The following is a 19,490-nucleotide window of genomic DNA, read 5'->3' as shown; positions in this document are numbered from 1 at the left end:
TGACACGCGCGTGTGGCTTGACCGGGCCCGGGGGCTCCGGTCTGCTCGCGCCGTGCACGCCCCTCCCCCTTCAGACCCGGCGCAGGAGGAACGCCCTCCGCGGCTGCTGCTGGTGACGGCCCATCCGGACGACGAGACGCTCTTCGGCGGCGCCGTGTACAAGCTCTCCCGCTCGCTCGGAGCGCAGGTGGACCTGGTGGTGTTCACGCGCGGCGAGGGGGGTTACCGGACCTCCACGCTGGCCGAGCCCCTGTATGGATTGAAGCTCACGGACCCGGCCGTCGCGCGCGTCCACCTGCCCCGCATCCGCGAGCAGGAGCTCCGTGCCGCGGCCCGCATCCTCGGGCTGCGCGAGTGCGTCTTCCTGGACCAGCCGGACCCTGGCTACACGCTGGCCGCGGACGCGCCCGTGGGCGAGGGCTGGGACACGGACCACATCCGCCGCCGGCTGCGCGAGCGGTTCGTCCAGGACCGCTACGACTTCGCCTTCGTGATGCTGCCCCTGCCCCACACGCATGCCCACCACCGCGACGCGGCGCTGCTCGCGCTGGAGGTGGTGGCCGGACTGGCGCCACACGAGCGGCCATTGGTGCTCGGCGCCACCGGGCACACGCGCGACCGCGAGGTGGCCGAGCAGAACCGCCAGGGCTTCCCCATCCCCGAGGCCGAGGGCTTCGCGTACACCGGCGTGCCAGGCCATCCGCTCGCGGACGTGCGCCCGGGTGTGGTGTTCGAGTTCGATCGCACACGCAAGTTCGGCTTCCGCGACCGGCTCGACTACAACATCGTGGTGGACTGGGCCATCGCCGAGCACAAGACGCAGGGCATCATGCAACTGCGCCAGGGTGCCATCGAGCTAGAGCGCTACTGGTACCTCACGCTCAATCCCGAGGAGGGAGTCGCCCGGGCCCGAGCCCTCTTCGAGCGGCTGGAGCAGGTGCCGCTCGGCTGAGCGGGTGGCCTCGTGACGCGGAGTGGCGCCGGCTCCGTGCCGTCCAGGCCACCAGGAGGGTCGGGAGCGCCCGCCAAGCCAGCCGAAGTAAGTCCGTTCAGGGGTCTGTCCTCAGCTCGAAAGCAGGAAGGACCCCTCCGCCGGGCACGGTCTCGCCAGACTTGTCCAACAGTTGGACAAGTTCGTGAAGAGCGCGCCCGGAAGGCGGACTCACTCACCTCTGAAAGGACTTTGTTCCGATGGCCTAGAGTCGGAGTCCTCTCTCGGAGGCACGATGACCCCGATGCGGCCACGTCCCTGGTGGGTGGTCCTTTTGCTCTCCCTGACCCTGCTGTCCACCAGTTGCGCGTCCTGGACGCCACCCCCTGGCCGGGGGACGAACCTGCGCTACGCACCTCGCGAGGCGGAGACACCTTCCCTGACGTACCGCCGCCAAGGCGCCCGTGAAACGGTGACGGCCGTGGAGTCCGCTCGGCGGAGTGCCCTGGCGGCCCACCTGGCGTTCGTCCGGGCCTTGGGCGACGTGACCACCTCCAACCGCCGCATCTCCGGTGAGCTTTCCAGACTCGCGGCCAGCAAGCGGGGCATCGCTGGCCCCTACCCCGAGCTGTTCGTTCCCTTCGTGGACGATGGCGCCCAGCAACTGCGATGGATGGACGCCGAGCTCGCCGCCGCCGCCCGGCTGTCCACCCTGGCCTCGGAGATGGAGGACCCGGACATGCAGCTGGCGCTCTTGCGCCTCGGCGGCCCCCGGCTCCAGTCCACCCTGATGGGAGCCATACTGCTCGCCATCTGGCTCGACTTCCTCACCCTCGCCGACGTGGTGCTCGCGCAGCACCCGTCCTACAGCGTGGAGCATCTGTTCGTGCAGATGGAGCGCTCGCGCATGATGCTCGGCCCCGCCATGACGGCCCTCGCCTCCGGGGAACCAGGACAGGCCGAGGCCGCGGCAGCCGATCTTCCCGCGCTCATCGGCCACCTCACCGGCGAGTTCGCCGCGACCCGTGAGCGCGTGCTCGAGTCGGGGAAAAACCTCCAGAAGATGTTGCTGGTGAAGGATCTTCTCGAATCGGTGGCCATGGTCTCGGCGATGAAGATGGCCCTGCCCCGGATGTTGCGACCCGCCACTTCAGCCACGCTGGGCGTGGGGCTCGTGATGGGCTCCAACGGCGTGATGATGGGCACGCGGCTGGTCGTCTCCGCCGAGTGGGTGGAGATGATGCGCCAACTGGTGCGGGCGGGCGTCATCTCGCTGCCCGCCGTCAGCGCCGCGGTAAGGATTCACGCTGGCCAGGTGATGATGGCCGAGGCGTACGGCGACCTGCCCAGGGGTGTGCGCGATGCGTTGGGCGATGGGCCCGAAGTGCGAGGCATGCGGGTGACGGACAGGGCGGGAGCCGGCATGGCCGAGCCCCCGGAGCACCACGTAATGCCGCAAGAGTTCCGCGAGTGGTTCGAGAAACGCGGCTTCACCGACGAGATGAGCATCGACCACTTCTGCGTCAGGATGGAACAGGCAAGCCACCAGGCGATCCACGGTGGTGGCGACTGGCGCCTGGGTCGCAATTGGGCGGGCGAGTGGAATCGGCTGGTCATGAGCGAGTTGCGCGACGCCGAGATGGCCGCTGGCCGGATGTTGACGCGGAACGAAGTCCTGAACATCGTCGCGGAACTCATGACGGACTACGGCATTCCGATGAACTTCATACGCAGGAGAGGGCGATGAGCGATGGGAATGCCTGGCAGGGCCAGTGGAAGGTCCGGCTGTACGAACGGGTCCGTGAACGCGGTTTCGCTTCGCTCACCGCCTTCGCTGAGGCTCGCCCCGCCGTCCCGCTACACCTGCTGGCCGAGGAGCTTGGCAAGGACGACGTCGCCGGGGTGCAGGTGTTGAGCGGATTGCTCGCAGAGGCGGAGCGAAGCCATCAGGTCACACGTTTCGAACGCGATGTGCTCGTGCGGCAGTTGTCCCAGAGTCTCCCCGAGGGTTGGCCGGCCGTGCTGGACGACGCCAATCGTTTCAAGGTCGCCAAGGCACTGGCCCGCTGGATTGGCTACACGCCAGAGGCCCATCAGGATCGCGCCAGGCAGGTCATGGCTGCACTCCTCGCCTCGCCGCCTCCACCCGGATGGCGCCCGCTCAGCCCCGACGACGAGTTGCTCCGCATCCTCCTGCCAGACGAAGAAGTCTGAACTCCACCCGCTGGAGAAGGTGATGAGCGACGAACGTGCCTGGCAGGGCAACTGGATGACCCGGCTGTATGAGCGGGTCCGCGAGCGTGGTTTCGACTCGCTCACCGCCTTCGCAGAGGCTCGCCCTGCCGTCTCTTTGCACGCGCTCGCCGACGAACTGGGAGAGGACGATGTCGCCGGGGTGCAGATATTGCGAGGGCTGCTGACCGAAGCGGAGCGGCGCAAGCAGGTCACACGTTTCGTGCGCGATGTGCTCGTGCGCCTCTTGTCTCAGCATCTCCCTGATGGCTGGCCCGCCGTGCTGGACGACTCCTCCCGTTTCACGGTTGCCCAGGTACTCGCCATGTGGACCAGCTTCACCCCAGAAACTCACAAGGAGCGTGTCAGGCAAGCCAGGGCAGCGCTCCGCGCCTCGCCGCCATCGCCAAGCTGGCGCCCGCTCGGTCCCGACGACGAGTTCCTCCGGACGCTCCTGCCCGACGAGGAGGTCTGAACCTCCATCGCGGAACCCCGCCTGGCGGGCTGCTGATGGGTTGGACGCCTCCCCCCTCACTCGTAGTTGACCACGAGTGAAACAATATCAATCCCACATATTAGACACACTTCACTCGTAGTCGGCTACGAGCAACCCACTCACCCAGGCCTCGCGCACGGATCTCCTCCGCGCGAGCACCTGTCCTGATGTCGGCGCCATGGCGCTCAGGCCCTTCCGCGCGCACGGGCTCCATTTCACCCACACGCGCCTGCTCGCCCCTCGTCCGCACGTGCGGGCGCGCTGCGGACTCATGCCTCTCAGAAGCCCCGCATGTCACGGAGATTACGCGCCCGCACCGCATAGCGGCCTTCGCACCAGCCCCTCGCTCCTTCAGCGAATTCCGAGCGTTATCGCGCGGTTGACACACGCCTGACTCCGGTGTCAGGAAGCCCGCCTTGCCCATGCCAGCGAAAGCCGCCTTCTACGATGTCGACGGGACGCTGATTAAGACCAACGTCGTCCACGTCTACGCCTACTACGCCATGAACCGGGGCTCCCTCCTGGGCATCGCTGGGAGGACCCTGGCCACTGCCGCCAGCGTGCCCCTCTTCGCGGCCATGGATGCGTTGGACCGGAAGACGTTCAACGAGTTCTTCTACCGCTACTACGCCGGCCTGTCCGAGGACCGCCTCATCTCCGTGGCCGAGGACATGTTCGAGGACGTCCTCAAGCCGGCCATCTACGAGCAGACGCGCGACCTCATCGACCAGGCGCGCCGCGTCGGCTGCCGCATCGTGCTCGTCACCGGAGCGCTGGACTTCAGCATGCGCCCGCTGGCCCGCTACCTCGGCGCCGACGACATGATCGCCAACAAGATGCAGTTCGTGGGCGGCAAGGCCACCGGCAAGGTCATCCCGCCCATCATCGAGGGAGCGAACAAGGCCAACGCCATCCGCTCCTACTGTGTCCGGGAGGGCCTGGCGCTGGACCAGTGCCACGGCTACTCCGACAGTGCTTCCGACTACGCCATGCTGTCCGTGGTGGGCCGCCCCACGGCCGTCAATCCGGACATGCGTCTGCGTTCCATCGCCCGGGCCTACAACTGGCCCATCCTCGACCTCAAGTAACGAAAGTCCGTCACACATGCGCCCGCTCAAGACGCTCCAGAAGCTCTACGACGAGGAAAGCCAGGTGGTCATCACCGAGAAGGGCAGCCCCCCGCGGGCGCTCTTCTACGGGGAGAACTTCCTCCTCGAGGACCTGCCCGTGGGCACCCGGGTCATCTTCCCCCGGCCGCCCCTGGCTGGCGTGCCCAACGTGAAGGCCGCCATCCGCTGGGCCATCAACCACCCCGAGGGCATGGATCCGCTGCACGCCCTGCTCCGCCCGGGGATGAAGCTCACCTGCGTCATTGACGACATCTCCGTGCCGCTGCCTCCCATGGCGACGCCGGACGTGCGCCAGTCCATCCTCGAGGTGGTGCTGGAGTTGTGCGCCGACTCGGGCGTGGATGACGTGCACCTCATCATCGCCAACGCCCTGCACCGCCGCATGACGGAGGGCGAGATGCGGCGCATGGTGGGACAGAAGATCCACGACGCCTTCTACCCGGACCGCTACTACAACCATGACGCCGAGGACCCCGACGGCATCGTGGAGCTGGAGCGCACGCCGTGCGGCTCGCACGTGGTGGCCGTCAACCGGCGCGTGGCCGAGAGCGATCTCATCGTCTACGTGAACGTGAACTTCGTGCCCATGAACGGCGGGCACAAGTCCATGGGCACCGGCGTGGCCAACTACGCCAGCCTCCGGGCGCACCACAACCCGAAGACGATCCGCGAGTCCAAGAGCTACATGGAGCCGGGTCACAGCGAGCTGTACCGCCGCAACGAGCGCATCGGCCGGGCCATCGACAAGCACCTCAAGGTGTTCCACATCGAGACGTCGCTGAACAACCGCATGTTCGGCCCCGGCGTGGACTTCCTCCACAAGAAGGAGGAGGACTACACCGAGGGAGACCGGCTGAAGTTCCAGGCCATGCGCTACGCGCTCTCCAAGCTGCCGCGCGCCGCGGCGCGCACGGTGCTCAACTCCATCCCCGCGCCCTATGACGTGACGGGCGTGTTCGCCGGCGCCACCGAGCCCACCCACGCCAAGACGCTGGAGAAGAGCTGGCAGCAGTACGTGGTGCCGGTGCAGGGGCAGAGCGACATCGTCATCTTCCCCATCCCGTTCATCTCGCCCTACAGCGTCAACTCCATCCTCAACCCGCTGCTGGTGCAGGTGATGGGGCTGGGCTACTTCTTCAACCTCAACCGCGGAGTGCCGCTGGTGAAGAAGGGCGGCGTCATCATCCTCACCCACCCGGCCTTCGACGAGTTCGATCCCGTCCAGCACCCCAGCTACATCGAGTTCTTCAACCGCGTGCTGCCCGAGACACGGGATGCCGTGCAGATCGAGCAGAAGTACGAGCGCGAGTTCGCGGAGAACCCCAGCTACGTGCACCTGTACCGCAAGGGCAACGCCTACCACGGCGTGCACCCGCTCTACATGTGGTACTGGGGCGAGAACGGCCGCCAGCACGCGGGCAAGGTCATCGTCGCGGGCGGGGAGAACAACCACGTCCCGGCGCTGCTCGGCTGGGATCGCACCGACACCCTCACCGAGGCCATCGAAGAGGCGCGCGGCTTCATGGGCCGCTCGGCCAGCATCAGCCTGCTGCGCATCGCTCCCACCGTCATGGTCGACGTGAAGTAACCCCCTGGGCTCCCCACGATGAGTGTTTCCGAGCTGAACGTCACCGAGGTCTTCACCGGCAAGCGCCTGCTGTTCGCGGGCTCCACCGGCTTCGTGGGCAAGGTCACCCTGTCCATGCTCCTGTCGCGCTACGGCGAGACGCTGGACAAGCTCTATGTGCTGGTGCGCAAGGGCAGTGCCCCGTCCGCCGAGCGGCGCTTCTACGACAAGGTGGCCACCAGCGAGCCCTTCCAGCCGCTGCGCGACACCTATGGCGAAGAGGGCGCGATCGAGTTCATCCGCCGCAAGGTGGAGGTGCTCGATGGCGACATCACGGACCCGCTCATGGGCCTCACCCCGGAGCAGGCGGAGGCGCTCACCGGCAAGGTGCACGCCATCGTCAACTGCGCGGGCCTGGTGTCCTTCAATCCGTCGCTGGAGGTGGGCCTCAACGTCAACACCCACGGCGTGAAGTACACCGTGGAGCTGGCGCTCAAGTGGAACGTGCCCCTCATCCACATGTCCACGGCCTTCGTGGCGGGCAACCGCAGCGGGCTCGTCTTCGAGGACGAGGAGGTGGTGGGCTACTTCCCGCGCCGCGAGGACATGGACGGGCGCGACTTCAGCCTGGAGCAGGAGCTGGCGGACGCGGAGAAGATCGTCGCCCGGCTGCGCGAGCAGGCGGATGACAAGGCGCTGGCGTCCATCTTCCGCAAGAAGGCGTTGGACCGGCTGGAGCAGGAGGGCCGCGACGCCACGGACGAGAAGACGCTGCGGCTGGCCATGGGCCGCGAGCGCAAGCTGTGGCTCACCGGCGAGCTGGTGCGCGCCGGCATGGAGCGCGCGAAGCACTGGGGCTGGCCCAACACGTACACGTACACCAAGAGCCTGGGCGAGCAGGTCATGGCGAGCACGCCGGGCCTGCGTTACGCCATCGTCCGGCCTTCCATCGTCGAGTCCGCCCAGCACTTCCCCTTCCCCGGGTGGAACGAGGGCTTCACCACCTCGGCGCCGCTGGCCTTCGCCGGCATCAAGGGCCACCGCAACATCCCCGCCGGGGACAAGGCCATCCTGGACATCATCCCGGTGGACCACGTGGCCGGCGCCACCATCGGCATCACCGCCCACTGCATGCAGGTGGAGGAGCGGCGCGTCTACAACCTGGCCTCGGGTGACATCAACCCGTTCTACGCCAGCCGCTCCATCGAGCTGGTGGGCCTGTACCGCCGCCGCTACTACCGCAACCGCGACACGGGCAACTCGTTGATGAACGAGGTGCGCTCGCGCATCGAGCCCGTGCCGGTGAGCCGCGCGGTGTTCGAGAACCTCAGCGCCCCCATGTTCGTCAAGGGCGCGCGCTTCCTGCGGCAGGTCATCGACGAGGTGAAGCCGGGCTGGGGCGCGCCCCGTGTGCAGGCCGCGCTGGAGAGGGCCAAGGAGACGTTGGACGAGGTGGAGAACCAAGCCCTGAGCCTGGCGGGCCTCATCGAGCTCTTCCTCCCCTTCCTCTACGACAACCGCTACGTCTTCCGCTGCGACAACACCCGTTCGGTGTACGCGCGCATGGCCCACCATGACCGGGTCCGCATCCCCTGGGCTCCGGAGGCCATCGACTGGCGCGTCTACTTCCTCGACACCCACCTGCCCGGCCTGGAGAAGTGGGTGTTCCCCGGCCTCGAGGAGGAGACGAAGAAGCGTACCGTCATCCCCGCCAGCCGCGACCTGCTGGAGATGCTCGAGGCCAGCGTCAACGCCTGGCGCCACCGGGTGGCCTTCCGCTACGCGGTGGACGAGAAGGAGGAGCGCCTCACCTATGGCGAGGTGAACCGCTACGCCAACCGCGTGGGCAGCTTCCTGATGAAGGAAGGCGTCAAGCGCGGCGATCGGGTGATGCTGCTGGGCGAGAACCGGCCCGAGTGGCCCGTCTCCTACTTCGGCATCCTGCGCGCGGGCGGCGCCGCCGTCCCCGTGGATCCGAGCCTCACCGAGACGGAGATCGTCAACATCGCCCGCCGCGCCGAGGCGAAGGTGCTGCTGCTCACCGAGGAGACGGCGAAGGACCTCCCGGACCTGGAGGCGGCGCTCACCGGCGCGGGCCTGACCACGCGCGTGGCCAGCATGGCCGAGGCCATGAGTGGAGACCCCGCGTACCCCGACAACATCGGGCCGGTGCGCCGCACGGCCGCCGCGGACGACGTAGCCAGCCTCATCTTCACCTCGGGCACCACGGGCACCCCCAAGGGCGTGATGCTCACCCACCGCAACTTCGCCTCCCTCATCGCGAAGCTGGCGGGCGCCTTCAACGTGGGCGTGGGCGACTCCGTCCTCTCCGTGCTCCCGCTGCACCACACCTTCGAGTTCTCCGCCGGCTTCCTCACGCCCTTCTCCCGTGGCACGGAGATCACCTACATCGACGAGCTCACCTCGGACCGGCTGGGCGAGGTGTTCGAGACGGGCCGCGTGACGGCGATGATCGGCGTGCCCGCGCTCTGGCAGCTGCTGCACCGCAAGGTGACGCAGGAGATGGCCAGCCAGCCGTCCCTGGTGGAGCAGACCATCAAGTCGCTCATGTCCGCGCACGGCGAGCTGCGCAACCGCAGCAGCCTCAACCTGGGCAAGCTGCTCTTCTGGCCGGTGCACCGTAAGTTCGGCGGGAAGATCAAGTTCCTGGTGTCCGGCGGCTCGGCGCTGCCGGATGACGTGCACAAGGCCTTCCACCAGCTCGGCTTCAACATCATCGAGGGCTATGGCCTCACCGAGGCCTCCCCGGTGCTCACGGTGTCCGAGACGAACGTCAACAAGCGCCAGCCGGGCACGGTGGGCAAGGCGCTGCCGGGCGTCGAGCTGAAGATTCTCGATCCGGACAACGAGGGCATCGGCGAGGTGCTCGCCCGCGGCCCCAACGTCATGGCCGGCTACTTCGGCGACAAGGAGTCCACCGACGCCGTCCTCAAGGAGGGCTGGCTGTACACGGGAGACCTGGGCCGCCTGGACGCCGAGGGCCGCCTGTACCTGGTGGGCCGCAAGAAGGACGTCATCATCGACGCCAACGGGAAGAACGTGTACCCGGACGAGCTCGAGGAGGTCTACGGCCCCCACTCGCACATCAAGGAGCTGTCCATCGTCGGCCTGCCGGACGAGGCCGGCGGGGAGAAGGTCGCCTGCCTGTGCGTGCCGGACTACAAGGAGCGGCCGCGCGAGGAGGTGCGCCGCGAGCTGGAGGAGCACTTCCGCAAGACGGGTCAGGAGATGCCCTTCTACCGCCGCGTGAAGGTGCTGCGCTTCTGGGATGGCGAGCTGCCGCGCACCTCGTCGCGCAAGGTGAAGCGCAAGGTGGTGGTGGAGGAGCTCAAGCGCCTGGAGAAGCTGGCCTCCTCGGGCGAGAAGGCCCGCGAGAAGGTGCAGAGCACCGGCGGCGTCGCCGACTGGCTCTACCCGCTCATCGCCGAGGTGGTGAACAAGCCCCTCTCCGACATCCGCCCCGAGTCGCGCCTGTCCGTGGACCTGGGCCTGGACTCGCTGATGCTCACCGAGCTGTCCGTGGCCCTGGAGCAGGCCGGCGTCCCGCTGCCCGCGGTGAATGACCTGACGCACGTGCAGACGGTGGATGACCTGCGCAAGCTGGTGGTGGCCAGCGGCCGCCGCCCCGCCGTGGAGACGCGCGCCAAGGACATCTCCCGCGAGACCGAGAAGGCCGAGGAGGTGGAGATCCCCGTGCCCGAGCCCATCGTCACGGTGGGCCGGCAGTTGGTGCGGCTGGGCCAGCAGGCCATCTTCGGCGGCCTCTTCGACGTGAAGGTGACGGGCAAGCCCTTCATCCCGATGAACCGCAACTTCCTCGTCATCGCCAACCACACGAGCCACCTGGACATGGGACTCGTGAAGGTGGTGCTCGGCGACCAGGGACAGCGGCTCACCACGCTCGCGGCCCGGGACTACTTCTTCGATACGCCCCTCAAGCGCGCGTACTTCGAGAACTTCACGGACCTCATCCCCATGGACCGCCACGGCTCGCTGCGCGAGTCGCTGCGGCTCGCCGGCAGTGCGCTCCGCCAGGGCTTCAACCTGCTCATCTTCCCCGAGGGCACGCGCTCGGTGACGGGCGAGCTGCTCGAGTTCAAGCCCACCCTGGGCTACCTGGCGCTCACCTACGGGGTGGACGTGCTGCCCATCTACCTGAAGGGCGCCTTCGAGGCGCTGCCCAAGGGCCGCATGGTGCCCAAGTCCCGCGAGCTGGAGGCCCACATCGGCCCCGCGCTCACGTACGAGATGCTGCGCGCCAAGACGCAGGGCATGGCGCGCTCGGAGAGCTACCGCTATGCCACCAGGCTGGCGGAGGACTCCATCCAGGCGCTGGCCGCCGGCCGCGCGCTGAGCTTCGATGAATCCGCGACGGTCGAGGATCAGCGCCGCGCGCTGTCCTCGGGAGGGAGTGAGTCGTGAAGCTGCTCGTCACCGGAGGTACCGGTTTCCTGGGCGCGCACCTGGTGCCGCGGTTGGTCGCCGCGGGCCATGAGGTGCGCATCATCGGCCGCTCCAAGCCGGCGGGCCCGGGCTTCGACAAGGCGGAGTACGTCCCGGGAGACCTGAAGAACCGCGAGGCGGTGCGGCGCGCGCTCGAGGGCGTGCAGGCCGTCTACCACCTGGCGGGGCTCGTTTCGTTCCAGGACAAGGACTCGCGGCGGATGTACGAGCTGCACGTGGACGCCACGCGCGAGCTGCTGCGTGACGTGCGCGAGTCCGGCGTCCAGCGCGTCATCCTCGCTTCCACCTCGGGCACCATCGCCGTGTCCAAGGAGGAGCGGGTCGGCACGGAGGACGACGGCTACCCCATCGAGGTGGTGGGGCGCTGGCCGTACTACCTGTCGAAGATCTACGAGGAGAAGCTCGCGCTGGAGTACTGCCGCCAGCACGCCATTCCCCTGGTGGTGCTCAACCCGAGCCTCTTGATGGGCCCGGGGGACGACCGGCTGTCCTCCACGTGGACGGTGATGAAGTTCCTGCAGGGCGAGATTCCGGCCATGCCGGGCGGTGGCATGTCCTTCGTGGACGTGCGCGACGCGGCCGAGGCCTTCGCGAACGCGCTGACGCGGGGCGAGGTGTTCGGGCGCCACCTGATGGGCGTGAACATGTCCATGCCGGACTTCTTCGAGCGCCTGGAGCGCCTGTCGGGGGTGACGGCGCCCCGGCTGCGGCTGCCCGCGAAGGTGAACGTGCTCGGGGCCAAGGTGCTGGAGCGGGTGGCGCAGTGGCGTGGGACGAAGCCCACGTTGGACCCGCAGGAAGTGGACATCGGCGAGCACTGGTTCTGGCTGGACGCCTCGAAGGCCGAGCGCGAGCTGGGCTTCAAGGCCCGGGACGTCCACGAGACGCTGCACGACACGGTGCAGTACCTGTACACGCGGATGGCTCCGGGCCACCTGCCCGGCAGCAAGGGCCGGCTCGAGGAGCTGCGCGAGGGGACCTGAGCGGGAGGCGCCCCAGTGGACCCCTGGCCCTCAATTTCCCCTCTCCCACCGGGAGAGGGACGGGGTGAGGGTATTGGGTGCACTCGGGTTGGAACCCGTGTCCCCACTCCGGTTCACGGGTTGAAGAACAGGCACAGGCACCCTCACCCCGACCCTCTCCCGAGGGGAGAGGGGATGTTGGGCAAGGAGTGCTGACGACGGCCTTCTGCTGACGACGGCCTTCTGCTGACGACGGCCTTCTGCTGACGGCGGCCTTCCGTTGTTACCAGACCACCCGGTTCCGGCCCGTCTTCTTCGCCTTGTACAGGTTGGCGTCCGCCACCTTGATGAACTGCAGCGGCTCCACCATGTCCGGCGTCATGTCCGCCACCCCCAACGACAGGGTGACCGGAATCTCCTGGTTCTCGAAGACGAACTGCTTCTTCTCGATCGTCTGACGGATCTTCTCCGCGAAGATGCGCGCCTTCTCCAGGCCGTCCTCCGGCACCACCAGCGAGAACTCCTCGCCGCCGTAGCGCGCGAAGCACTGCTCCTTGCGCACCATCCGCTTGATGGTCTGCGCCAGCTCGCGCAGCACGTAGTCACCCGCCAGGTGCCCGTGCACGTCGTTGATCTTCTTGAAGAAGTCGATGTCGAACATCATCAGCGTCAGGGGGCGCCCGTACCGGTGGCACCTCCCCATCTCCCTCTCCAGGTACTCGAGGAAGTAACGCTTGTTGTTCACCCCGGTGAGCCCATCCACGATCGTCAGCGTGTAGATGGTCTCGTGGTACTGCAGCTCCACGTTGTCACCGGTGAGGAACTTGAAGATGGACCCTCCCACCTTGATGAGATCGCCGCTGCGCAGCGCCGTCTCCTGCGTCACCTCCTGATCGTTCAGGTAGGTGCCGTTGGTGGAGCCCAGGTCCTTCACGAGCATCCGCCCCTGCTTGCGGATGATCATGGCGTGCCTGCGCGACACGTTGTCGAGGTCCACCACGATGTGGTTGCCCTCTTCCCGCCCGATGGTGAACTCGGTTTCCTGGAGCGCGTACTTCTTCCCCAGCTCCGGCCCGTGGATCTGAACGATGCAGCATTCAGCCTCGACGGGGGTCGCCAGTTCCTTGATCGAGGAGATCTTGGTTACTCGGGTTTCGTCGCCAGCCATCGATTAGAAGACATAGCACGGCTGGCCGGGTGGAAGCCACGAGGGCCATGCCTGTCCCCCCGGTTTGGATACTCAACGGTGCCCCTCCGGCGGCCTTGAAGGGCCCCAAACCCTGGGTAACGTGCCCGGTCATATGGCCAAACTGCTGGCAATGATCCTCGCAGGGGGCGCCGGAACCCGGCTGGAACCCCTCACCCGTGAACGCGCCAAGCCCGCGGTTCCCTTCGGCGGGCGCTACCGCATCATCGACTTCGTGCTGTCCAACTTCGCCAACTCCGGCATCTACCGGATGAAGGTGCTCACCCAGTACAAGAGCGACTCGCTCAACAAGCACCTGTCCCGGGCCTGGAGGATGTCGGCCTTCCTCGGACACTACGTGGAAACCGTACCCGCCCAGATGCGGACCGGCATGGACTGGTACAAGGGCAGCGTCGACGCCATCTACCAGAACCTCAACATCATCACCGACGAGGAGCCGGACTACATCTTCGTCTTCGGTGCCGACCACGTCTACCGGATGGACTGCCAGCAGATGCTGGACTTCCACACCTCCCGGAAGGCCGCCTGCACGGTGGCCGCCATCCCCGTCCCCATCGAGGAGGGCAAGGAGTTCGGCATCATCGACGTGGACACGGACGGGCGGATGAAGGACTTCGTGGAGAAGCCCAAGAACCCACCGCCCATGCCCGGCAACCCCAAGTACTGCCTGGCCTCCATGGGCAACTACCTCTTCTCCACCGACCAGCTGGTGAAGGAGGTGGTGCGCGACGCCGCCAACGAGGGCAGCGCCCATGACTTCGGCAAGTCCATCATCAGCGAGCTGTACAAGCGCGAGCCGGTCTACGTGTACGACTTCGCCCAGAACGTCATCGCCGGCCAGGAGGAGAAGGAGCGCGGCTACTGGCGGGATGTGGGGAACATCGACACCTACTACCAGTCCAACATGGACCTGGTGGAGGTGAACCCCGTCTTCAACCTCTACAACGACCGCTGGCCCATCTACACCCAGCCCAACAACTTCCCCCCGGCCAAGTTCGTCTTCGCCGACCGGGAGAACCACCGCGTGGGTCACTCCACCGACTCACTCGTGAGCGAGGGGTGCATCATCTCCGGCGGCCACGTGAACCGCTCGGTGCTCTCGCCCAAGGTGCGCGTCAACTCGTTCTCCGAGGTCCAGGACTCCATCCTCTTCGAGAACGTCACCATCGGCCGGCGCTGCCGCATCCGCCGCGCCATCATCGACAAGAACGTGGAAATCCCCCCGGGGATGACCATCGGCTACGACCTGGACGAGGACCGCCGCCGCTTCCACGTCACCTCCGGTGGCGTGGTGGTCATCCCCAAGGGCATGAAGGTGGCCTGAGCCTCCGCCCGGCCCCCTGGAAGGCCGCCTCAGCGGAAGGCGGCCTTCACCTCCTGCCGGGTCAGCACCACCAGGGCCCAGATGCCCACCGGCAGGCCGATGACGCAGCAGCAGCAGGAGAAGCACGGCACCATCGCGATGATGGAGGCGGCGATCGCCACGCCGTACATCCTGAACTTCGTCATCTGCAGGCCGCCAAAGGCGATGAGCGCCCCCAGCCCCACCCCCACCACGCTGTAGAGGATGCCGATGACGCTCGGGCCCTCGGACTGGAGGGCCAGCACCTGCTCGGCGAGCTCCCGGTACTGCTGCAGGTTCGGGTCGTTGTAGAACTCGGGTGGCAGCCCCTCCTGGCCCGCCGCCCCGGCTCCGATGACCGACGACAGCAGGTTGAACACCCAGAAGAGGACGGTCAGGGCCCCCGTCCCCATCAGCAGGTAGGCCGGAAGGGTCACGGCGTCCCGCAGCGCCTTGTCGGGCCCAGGCCCCGGCATTCCCGCCGGGTTGTCCGGAATGTGGTCCATGTGTGTGTTTCCCCTCCCCATCTCGGGGGTCATACTTCCGTGGGCCAGGCGGCCCACGCGCCCGCCGATTCCACCCGGTGGCGGGGGGGAGCGCCAGGGAATTGACGCTCCCCCCACGAGAATCCCGGGTGATTCTCAGGCCTTGAAAGTCATCAGCGGGGCCATCCGCGCCACCTCCCGGACGATGCCCGCCTCCACCTGCGAGGCCACCACCGGGCCAATGGGCTTGTAGGCCGCCGGCGCCTCCTCGATGCGGCGCTCGGCCCGGAGGGTGATGCAGTCCACCCCCGTGAGGCCCAGCGCCTCCTCCCGCCGGTCCGCCCCACCCCGCGCCATGGAGAAGCGCGAGCGCGCCCGCCCCGCTCCATGCGACGCCGACGCCAGCGCCTCCGCGTTGCCCTGCCCCACCATCAGGTAGGACGCCGCCCCCATGGAGCCGGGGATGATGACCGGCTGCTCCGCCTCCGCCGGGCATGCCCCCTTGCGCGCCAGCCACCCGCCCTCCCACGGCAGGGTGATGTTGTGCGGCACGTCGTAGACGAGCGGCGCCTCCACGTCCCCGAACAGCTCCCGCAGCGTCTGCCTCAGCAGCTCCGCCAGCAGCAGCCGGTTGAGGAAGGCGTAGTTGGCCGCCGTGGCCTCGGCCCGCAGGTACTCGCGCACCTGCTCCGGCTCCACCAACGGAAGAATCCCGCTCTCCGGCAGGGGTGCCCCCACCGGCCACGCCGCCCGCGTCCGCTCCCGCCACGTGTTCCCCACGTGCTTGCCCATGTCCCGCGAGCCCGAGTGGATCATGAACGCGAGCTGTCCCTCGCGCACACCCCACTCCCACGCCCGCGCCCGGTCCATCACCGCCTCCACCCGCTGCACCTCCACGAAGTGGTTGCCCCCGCCAATGGTGGCCAGGCCCGGGTCTCTCACCACGCCCTCCCGGCGCAGCCCCGTGGGCGCCCACGCCGGGTCTCCCTCCAGCGCCCCGCCCAGGTACACCCGCGCCGACTCCCGGTCGAGCTGCCCCAGGTCCGCCCGGGCCACCACGCCCAGCGGCGCCTCCATCGTCTCCAGCAGCCAGCCCGGCAGGCCATCGCGCAGCAGCGCCTCCACCGCGCGCGAGCCCAGCGCCACGTCCCGCGTGCCGAAGAAGTAGTGGCCCTTCATCCGCTCGACGAAGGCGTCCCGGCGGGCGAGGAAGGTCTCCACGGGCAGATCCGCGACATGCAGGCGCATGCCGCAGTTGATGTCGGTGCCCACCGCGGCGGGCACCACCAGTCCCTCCGTGTGCACCACCGAGCCGATGGCCACGCCGGAGTCACCCGGGTGGAAGTCCGGCGTGGCGCGCACGCGCTTCACCCGGCCACCGCCCGGGTGCTTCAGCGCCGCGAGCGCGGCCAGTTGCTGGAAGGCCTTGCCCTCCACGGGCAGTTCGGGTGGGAGGAGCACCTCGGCGGGCGGCGCGTTGGAATCGCCCTGGAGGCGCACGGAGTAGACACGACCGTCGTACGTCACATCGAGCCCCTCACGGGCGAGTGCCCGCAGGAGCCGGTTCAATTTCGGCTGCATGACCTTCTCGGAATCTGGCCCGCGCCCGGAAGGGCACGGGGGACCTGTGCGAATGGATTCGAGACCTCGGGTCAGCAGCCGCGGCCGTGCACGCCGGAGCGTCCACTGTCCCCAGCGACGCCACGGGCCGCGCACACCTGACACGAGCCGTGGCCGCCGGGCCGTACAGGCAGGGGAGGAGCCGACTTTGTAAAGTACTCAGGGTGTTGCAGATTTGATGTGGCGGAAGAGGCGCTTCATCGCACGGGGAGCGGAGGAGCCCATGGCGACGGTCGACGGGCATGGATGCGACGCGAGGCTGGAGGCATCCGTGCGCTCCTTCCCCGAGTTGCTCCTCCAGGTAGGCGAGAGCCTCCACGCCACGTTGGTCGTCGATGACCAGGGCCGGATCGGCCGGATCCACAGCACCCTGGCCGTTGCCGCCGGGTGGGGAGATGGCGTGCCGCCCGAAGGACGGCCCCTGGAGGAGGTACTCCAGCCCTTCCCGTGGCTCGTGGAGGCCCTGCACACGGCCCTCACCGGAACGGAGACCGTCAGCGAGGGCGGCGAGCGGGACCGGTGGATGCGCGCCCTGGTGCTCCCCGTCTTCGGACACGAGGGTCAGTGCCTGGGAGCATGCGCCCGCTTGAGCGAACGAGCACCCGCGAAGCCCGAGCCGGCGCACCAGGCGGTCCTGGAGCAGAAGCTCACCCGGACCCAGCGGCAGTACGAGGATCTGCTCAACACCATCGACGGCATCGTCTGGGAAGCGGATGTGAACTTCCGCTTCACCTTCGTCAACAAGCAATCGGAACGGCTGCTCGGCCATCCCTCCCGCCAATGGATCCAGGACCCGGACTTCTGGAAGACCCACGTCCATCCCGAGGACCGCGAGTGGGCCCAGGCCTACTGCATGAAGGCGAGCCGGGAGAACAGGCCCTACGAGTTCGAGTACCGCATGCTGGCCGCGGATGGACGTGTCGTGTGGCTGCGGACCATCGTCACCGTGCTCCCCGAGGAAGAGCGGCCCCTGAAGCTGCGCGGCATCATGGTGGACGTCACCGAGCAGCGCCTGGCCCGGGAGAAGCTGGAGCAGACGGCCTCGGTACTGCGCGCCACGTTCGATTCCATCGCCGATGGCGTCGTCGTGGTGGACAGGAACATGCGCGTCACCGCCTTCAACAAGCGCTTCCAGCAGCTCTGGCAGCTCCCCGATGAGGTTCTGGAGGTGGGAACAGCCACCGAAAAACCCCTCGCGGCCGCGCTCCACCTGGTCAAGGACCCGGAGCGCTTCGCCGCGCGGATCCGCGAGGTGTACGCGATCCCCGGCCTGGAGGACGTCGACACCGTCGAGCTCGCCAACGGGAGAACCCTCGAGCGCACCACGCGGCCCCAATGGATGGGCAACACCATCATCGGCCGCATCTGGAGCTACCGCGACGTGACGGAGGAGCGCCAGGCCCAGGAGAAGCTGGAGCAGACGGTGTCGCTGCTGCGCGCCACGTTCGACTCCATCGCCGATGGCGTCATCGTCGTGGGCCGCGACCGGAAGATCACCACCTTCAACCAGCGCTTCCAACGGATCTGGCGATTCTCCGATACCGTGCGGCTGGAGAACCTGGATGCCCTGCAGGCGGTCACCGCCGCGGCCCCCCTGGTCAAGGATCCGGAGCGGTTCGTCTCGCAGCTCCAGGAGATGTTCGTGCTCTCCGACAGGGAGGTCGTGGACACCATCGAGCTCCGCGACGGGCGCATCCTCGAGCGCACCACGATGCCCCAACGGATGGGTGACACCATCATCGGCCGCGTCTGGAGCTACCGGGATGTCACGGAGGAGCGCCTCGCCAAGGCGGAGCAGGAACGGCTGTTCGTGGCCGAAAGGCACGCGCGCGCGCAGCTGGAGGAGTCACTCGCCGTGCTCGACACCTTCCTGAACAACGCGCCCATCGGACTGGGCTTCCTCGACCGCGGCCTGCGCTTCCTCCACGTCAACGACGCCCTGGCCACGTTGCACGGCAACACCCGCGAGGAGGAGCTGGGCCGGACACTGCGCGAGCTGGCTCCCCACATCGCGGCCAACGTCGAGCCCCTCATGCGCCAGGTCCTGGCCACCGGCAAGCCCATCATCGGGCTCGACATGGCACTCGAGGTCCCGGCCACCCCGGGCCAGTTGCGTCACTGGCGCGTCAGCTACTACCCCGTCCGCACGACGAGCGGGAGGCTCGTGGGCGTGGGTGCCGTGGTCGTCGAGGTCACGGAGGAGCGCCGCGCCCAGTTGGAGCGGGAGCGGCTGCTCCACGAGGCCCAGGAGGCCATTCAAACCCGGGATGACTTCCTCTGCGTCGCCTCACACGAGCTGAAGACGCCCCTCACCCCCCTCCGGCTCCATCTGCAACGTCTCCAGAAGAAGAGCGCCTCCGGACAACCCCTCCCGCCCGGCTTCGCGGACAAGGCGCTCGTCCAGGTGGATCGGCTCTCCGGGTTGATCTCCGACATGCTGGACGCCTCGCAACTCGAGGCGGGGAGGCTGGAGCTGGAGCGCGAGCCCCTGCCGCTCCAGGAGGTCATCCACGAAGCCCTGGAGTCCTTCCGCCCCGTCAGTCTCCAGCACCCGCTGGAGTACGAAGAGCAGTGCACGGAGGCGCTCGTCATCCAGGGAGACCGGGAGCGGCTGGTGCAGGTGCTGAGCCACTTGCTGGAGAACGCGCGCAAGTACAGCCCCCTGAAGGGACCGATTCGCGTCACGCTCACCCGGAACGGAGCGGAAGCCGTCGTCTCCGTCTCGGACCGCGGAATCGGCATCCCGGCGGACCAGCAGGCGCACCTCTTCGAGCGTTTCTTCCGGGCCCGCAACGCCCCCATCTCGGGCTTTGGCGGGTTGGGACTCGGGCTCTACATCTGCCGGCACCTCATCGAGCGCCACGGCGGCCGCATCTGGGCCGAGAGCCAGAACGGCCTGGGCACCACCTTCCGCTTCACCCTGCCCGTGGAGCCGGCCCCGCCCCTCCCCAGCCGCGCCTGACAGGGCGCTCGGCGAGGAAGCCCCAGGTGATTGGAGCTCCACCGGTGTTGAATGCCATGTCCAGCCGCCTC

13 protein-coding genes are annotated in these 19,490 nt (G+C 67.9%); 10 read left to right on the top strand and 3 right to left on the bottom strand.

Annotation, left to right across the window (positions count from 1 at the left end; translation table 11 throughout):
- Nucleotides 1-52 precede the first annotated feature (52 nt).
- The 8 genes from BO221_RS41615 to BO221_RS41580 all read left to right on the top strand — a co-directional run bounded on the left by BO221_RS41615 (nucleotide 53) and on the right by BO221_RS41580 (nucleotide 11,824).
- Nucleotides 53-952: a PIG-L family deacetylase gene (locus tag BO221_RS41615; RefSeq protein ID WP_073566469.1), complete on the top strand. Its 900-nt coding sequence runs from the start codon at nucleotides 53-55 to the stop codon at nucleotides 950-952.
- Between the two features lie 304 nt (nucleotides 953-1,256).
- Complete coding sequence (locus BO221_RS41610) at nucleotides 1,257-2,678, top strand: DUF2380 domain-containing protein (RefSeq protein WP_233166505.1); 1,422 nt, start codon at nucleotides 1,257-1,259, stop codon at nucleotides 2,676-2,678.
- Nucleotides 2,675-3,145, top strand: coding sequence for an NUDIX hydrolase (locus tag BO221_RS41605; protein WP_073566467.1), 471 nt, complete (start codon nucleotides 2,675-2,677; stop codon nucleotides 3,143-3,145). Before BO221_RS41610 ends, BO221_RS41605 begins: the two co-directional genes overlap by 4 nt.
- Nucleotides 3,146-3,167: 22 nt before the next feature.
- On the top strand, nucleotides 3,168-3,638 hold the full coding sequence (locus tag BO221_RS41600) for an NUDIX hydrolase (protein WP_073566466.1): 471 nt from the start codon (nucleotides 3,168-3,170) through the stop codon (nucleotides 3,636-3,638).
- A gap of 443 nt (nucleotides 3,639-4,081) precedes the next feature.
- The gene (locus tag BO221_RS41595) at nucleotides 4,082-4,747 is read left to right on the top strand and encodes an HAD family phosphatase (protein ID WP_043394327.1); all 666 of its coding nucleotides are present in this window, start codon (nucleotides 4,082-4,084) and stop codon (nucleotides 4,745-4,747) included.
- A gap of 16 nt (nucleotides 4,748-4,763) precedes the next feature.
- On the top strand, nucleotides 4,764-6,377 hold the full coding sequence (locus BO221_RS41590; RefSeq protein WP_073566465.1) for a lactate racemase domain-containing protein: 1,614 nt from the start codon (nucleotides 4,764-4,766) through the stop codon (nucleotides 6,375-6,377).
- An 18-nt stretch (nucleotides 6,378-6,395) separates the two neighbouring features.
- Entirely contained in the window at nucleotides 6,396-10,799 is a 4,404-nt protein-coding gene (locus tag BO221_RS41585; RefSeq protein WP_073566464.1) for an AMP-binding protein, read from the top strand.
- A complete protein-coding gene (locus tag BO221_RS41580; RefSeq protein ID WP_073566463.1) occupies nucleotides 10,796-11,824 on the top strand; it encodes an NAD-dependent epimerase/dehydratase family protein in 1,029 nt (342 codons plus the stop codon). Before BO221_RS41585 ends, BO221_RS41580 begins: the two co-directional genes overlap by 4 nt.
- Nucleotides 11,825-12,086: 262 nt before the next feature.
- Here BO221_RS41580 and BO221_RS41575 read toward each other — a convergent pair whose 3' ends face one another.
- Nucleotides 12,087-12,971, bottom strand: a complete 885-nt coding sequence (locus tag BO221_RS41575) for a GGDEF domain-containing protein (protein ID WP_073566462.1) — start codon at nucleotides 12,969-12,971, stop codon at nucleotides 12,087-12,089.
- 133 nt (nucleotides 12,972-13,104) lie between these two features.
- Between BO221_RS41575 and glgC the strand changes: the two genes are divergently transcribed.
- The gene (gene glgC / locus BO221_RS41570; protein ID WP_073566461.1) at nucleotides 13,105-14,334 is read left to right on the top strand and encodes a glucose-1-phosphate adenylyltransferase; all 1,230 of its coding nucleotides are present in this window, start codon (nucleotides 13,105-13,107) and stop codon (nucleotides 14,332-14,334) included.
- A gap of 29 nt (nucleotides 14,335-14,363) precedes the next feature.
- On the opposite strand, the gene BO221_RS41565 is transcribed toward glgC, so the two are convergent.
- Together BO221_RS41565 and BO221_RS41560 are read right to left on the bottom strand one after the other, a co-directional pair.
- Nucleotides 14,364-14,858 carry a hypothetical protein gene (locus BO221_RS41565; RefSeq protein ID WP_073566460.1) on the bottom strand — a complete coding sequence of 165 codons (495 nt, stop codon included), beginning with the start codon at nucleotides 14,856-14,858 and terminating at the stop codon, nucleotides 14,364-14,366.
- A gap of 135 nt (nucleotides 14,859-14,993) precedes the next feature.
- Entirely contained in the window at nucleotides 14,994-16,418 is a 1,425-nt protein-coding gene (locus tag BO221_RS41560; protein ID WP_073566459.1) for an RtcB family protein, read from the bottom strand.
- 262 nt (nucleotides 16,419-16,680) lie between these two features.
- On the opposite strand from BO221_RS41560, the gene BO221_RS41555 reads away from it, so the two are divergent.
- The gene (locus BO221_RS41555) at nucleotides 16,681-19,419 is read left to right on the top strand and encodes a PAS domain-containing protein (RefSeq protein ID WP_233166494.1); all 2,739 of its coding nucleotides are present in this window, start codon (nucleotides 16,681-16,683) and stop codon (nucleotides 19,417-19,419) included.
- Nucleotides 19,420-19,490 lie beyond the last annotated feature (71 nt).

Origin of the sequence: Archangium sp. Cb G35 (assembly GCF_001896145.1) — a bacterium.
GTDB classification, from domain to species: domain Bacteria; phylum Myxococcota; class Myxococcia; order Myxococcales; family Myxococcaceae; genus Archangium; species Archangium violaceum.
The sequence above is the reverse complement of the archived record's forward strand: the minus strand, read 5'-3'. Positions and strand labels throughout refer to the sequence as shown.

Bases quoted from the DNA above. Each gene is read 5' to 3' on its own strand.
- BO221_RS41605 (WP_073566467.1), top strand. From the start codon at position 2,675: ATGAGCGATGGGAATGCCTGGCAGGGCCAGTGGAAGGTCCGGCTGTAC.
- BO221_RS41600 (WP_073566466.1), top strand. From the start codon at position 3,168: ATGAGCGACGAACGTGCCTGGCAGGGCAACTGGATGACCCGGCTGTAT.
- BO221_RS41595 (WP_043394327.1), top strand. From the start codon at position 4,082: ATGCCAGCGAAAGCCGCCTTCTACGATGTCGACGGGACGCTGATTAAG.
- BO221_RS41590 (WP_073566465.1), top strand. From the start codon at position 4,764: ATGCGCCCGCTCAAGACGCTCCAGAAGCTCTACGACGAGGAAAGCCAG.
- BO221_RS41585 (WP_073566464.1), top strand. From the start codon at position 6,396: ATGAGTGTTTCCGAGCTGAACGTCACCGAGGTCTTCACCGGCAAGCGC.
- BO221_RS41575 (WP_073566462.1), bottom strand. From the start codon at position 12,971: ATGGCTGGCGACGAAACCCGAGTAACCAAGATCTCCTCGATCAAGGAA.
- glgC (WP_073566461.1), top strand. From the start codon at position 13,105: ATGGCCAAACTGCTGGCAATGATCCTCGCAGGGGGCGCCGGAACCCGG.
- BO221_RS41565 (WP_073566460.1), bottom strand. From the start codon at position 14,858: ATGGACCACATTCCGGACAACCCGGCGGGAATGCCGGGGCCTGGGCCC.
- BO221_RS41560 (WP_073566459.1), bottom strand. From the start codon at position 16,418: ATGCAGCCGAAATTGAACCGGCTCCTGCGGGCACTCGCCCGTGAGGGG.
- BO221_RS41555 (WP_233166494.1), top strand. From the start codon at position 16,681: ATGGCGACGGTCGACGGGCATGGATGCGACGCGAGGCTGGAGGCATCC.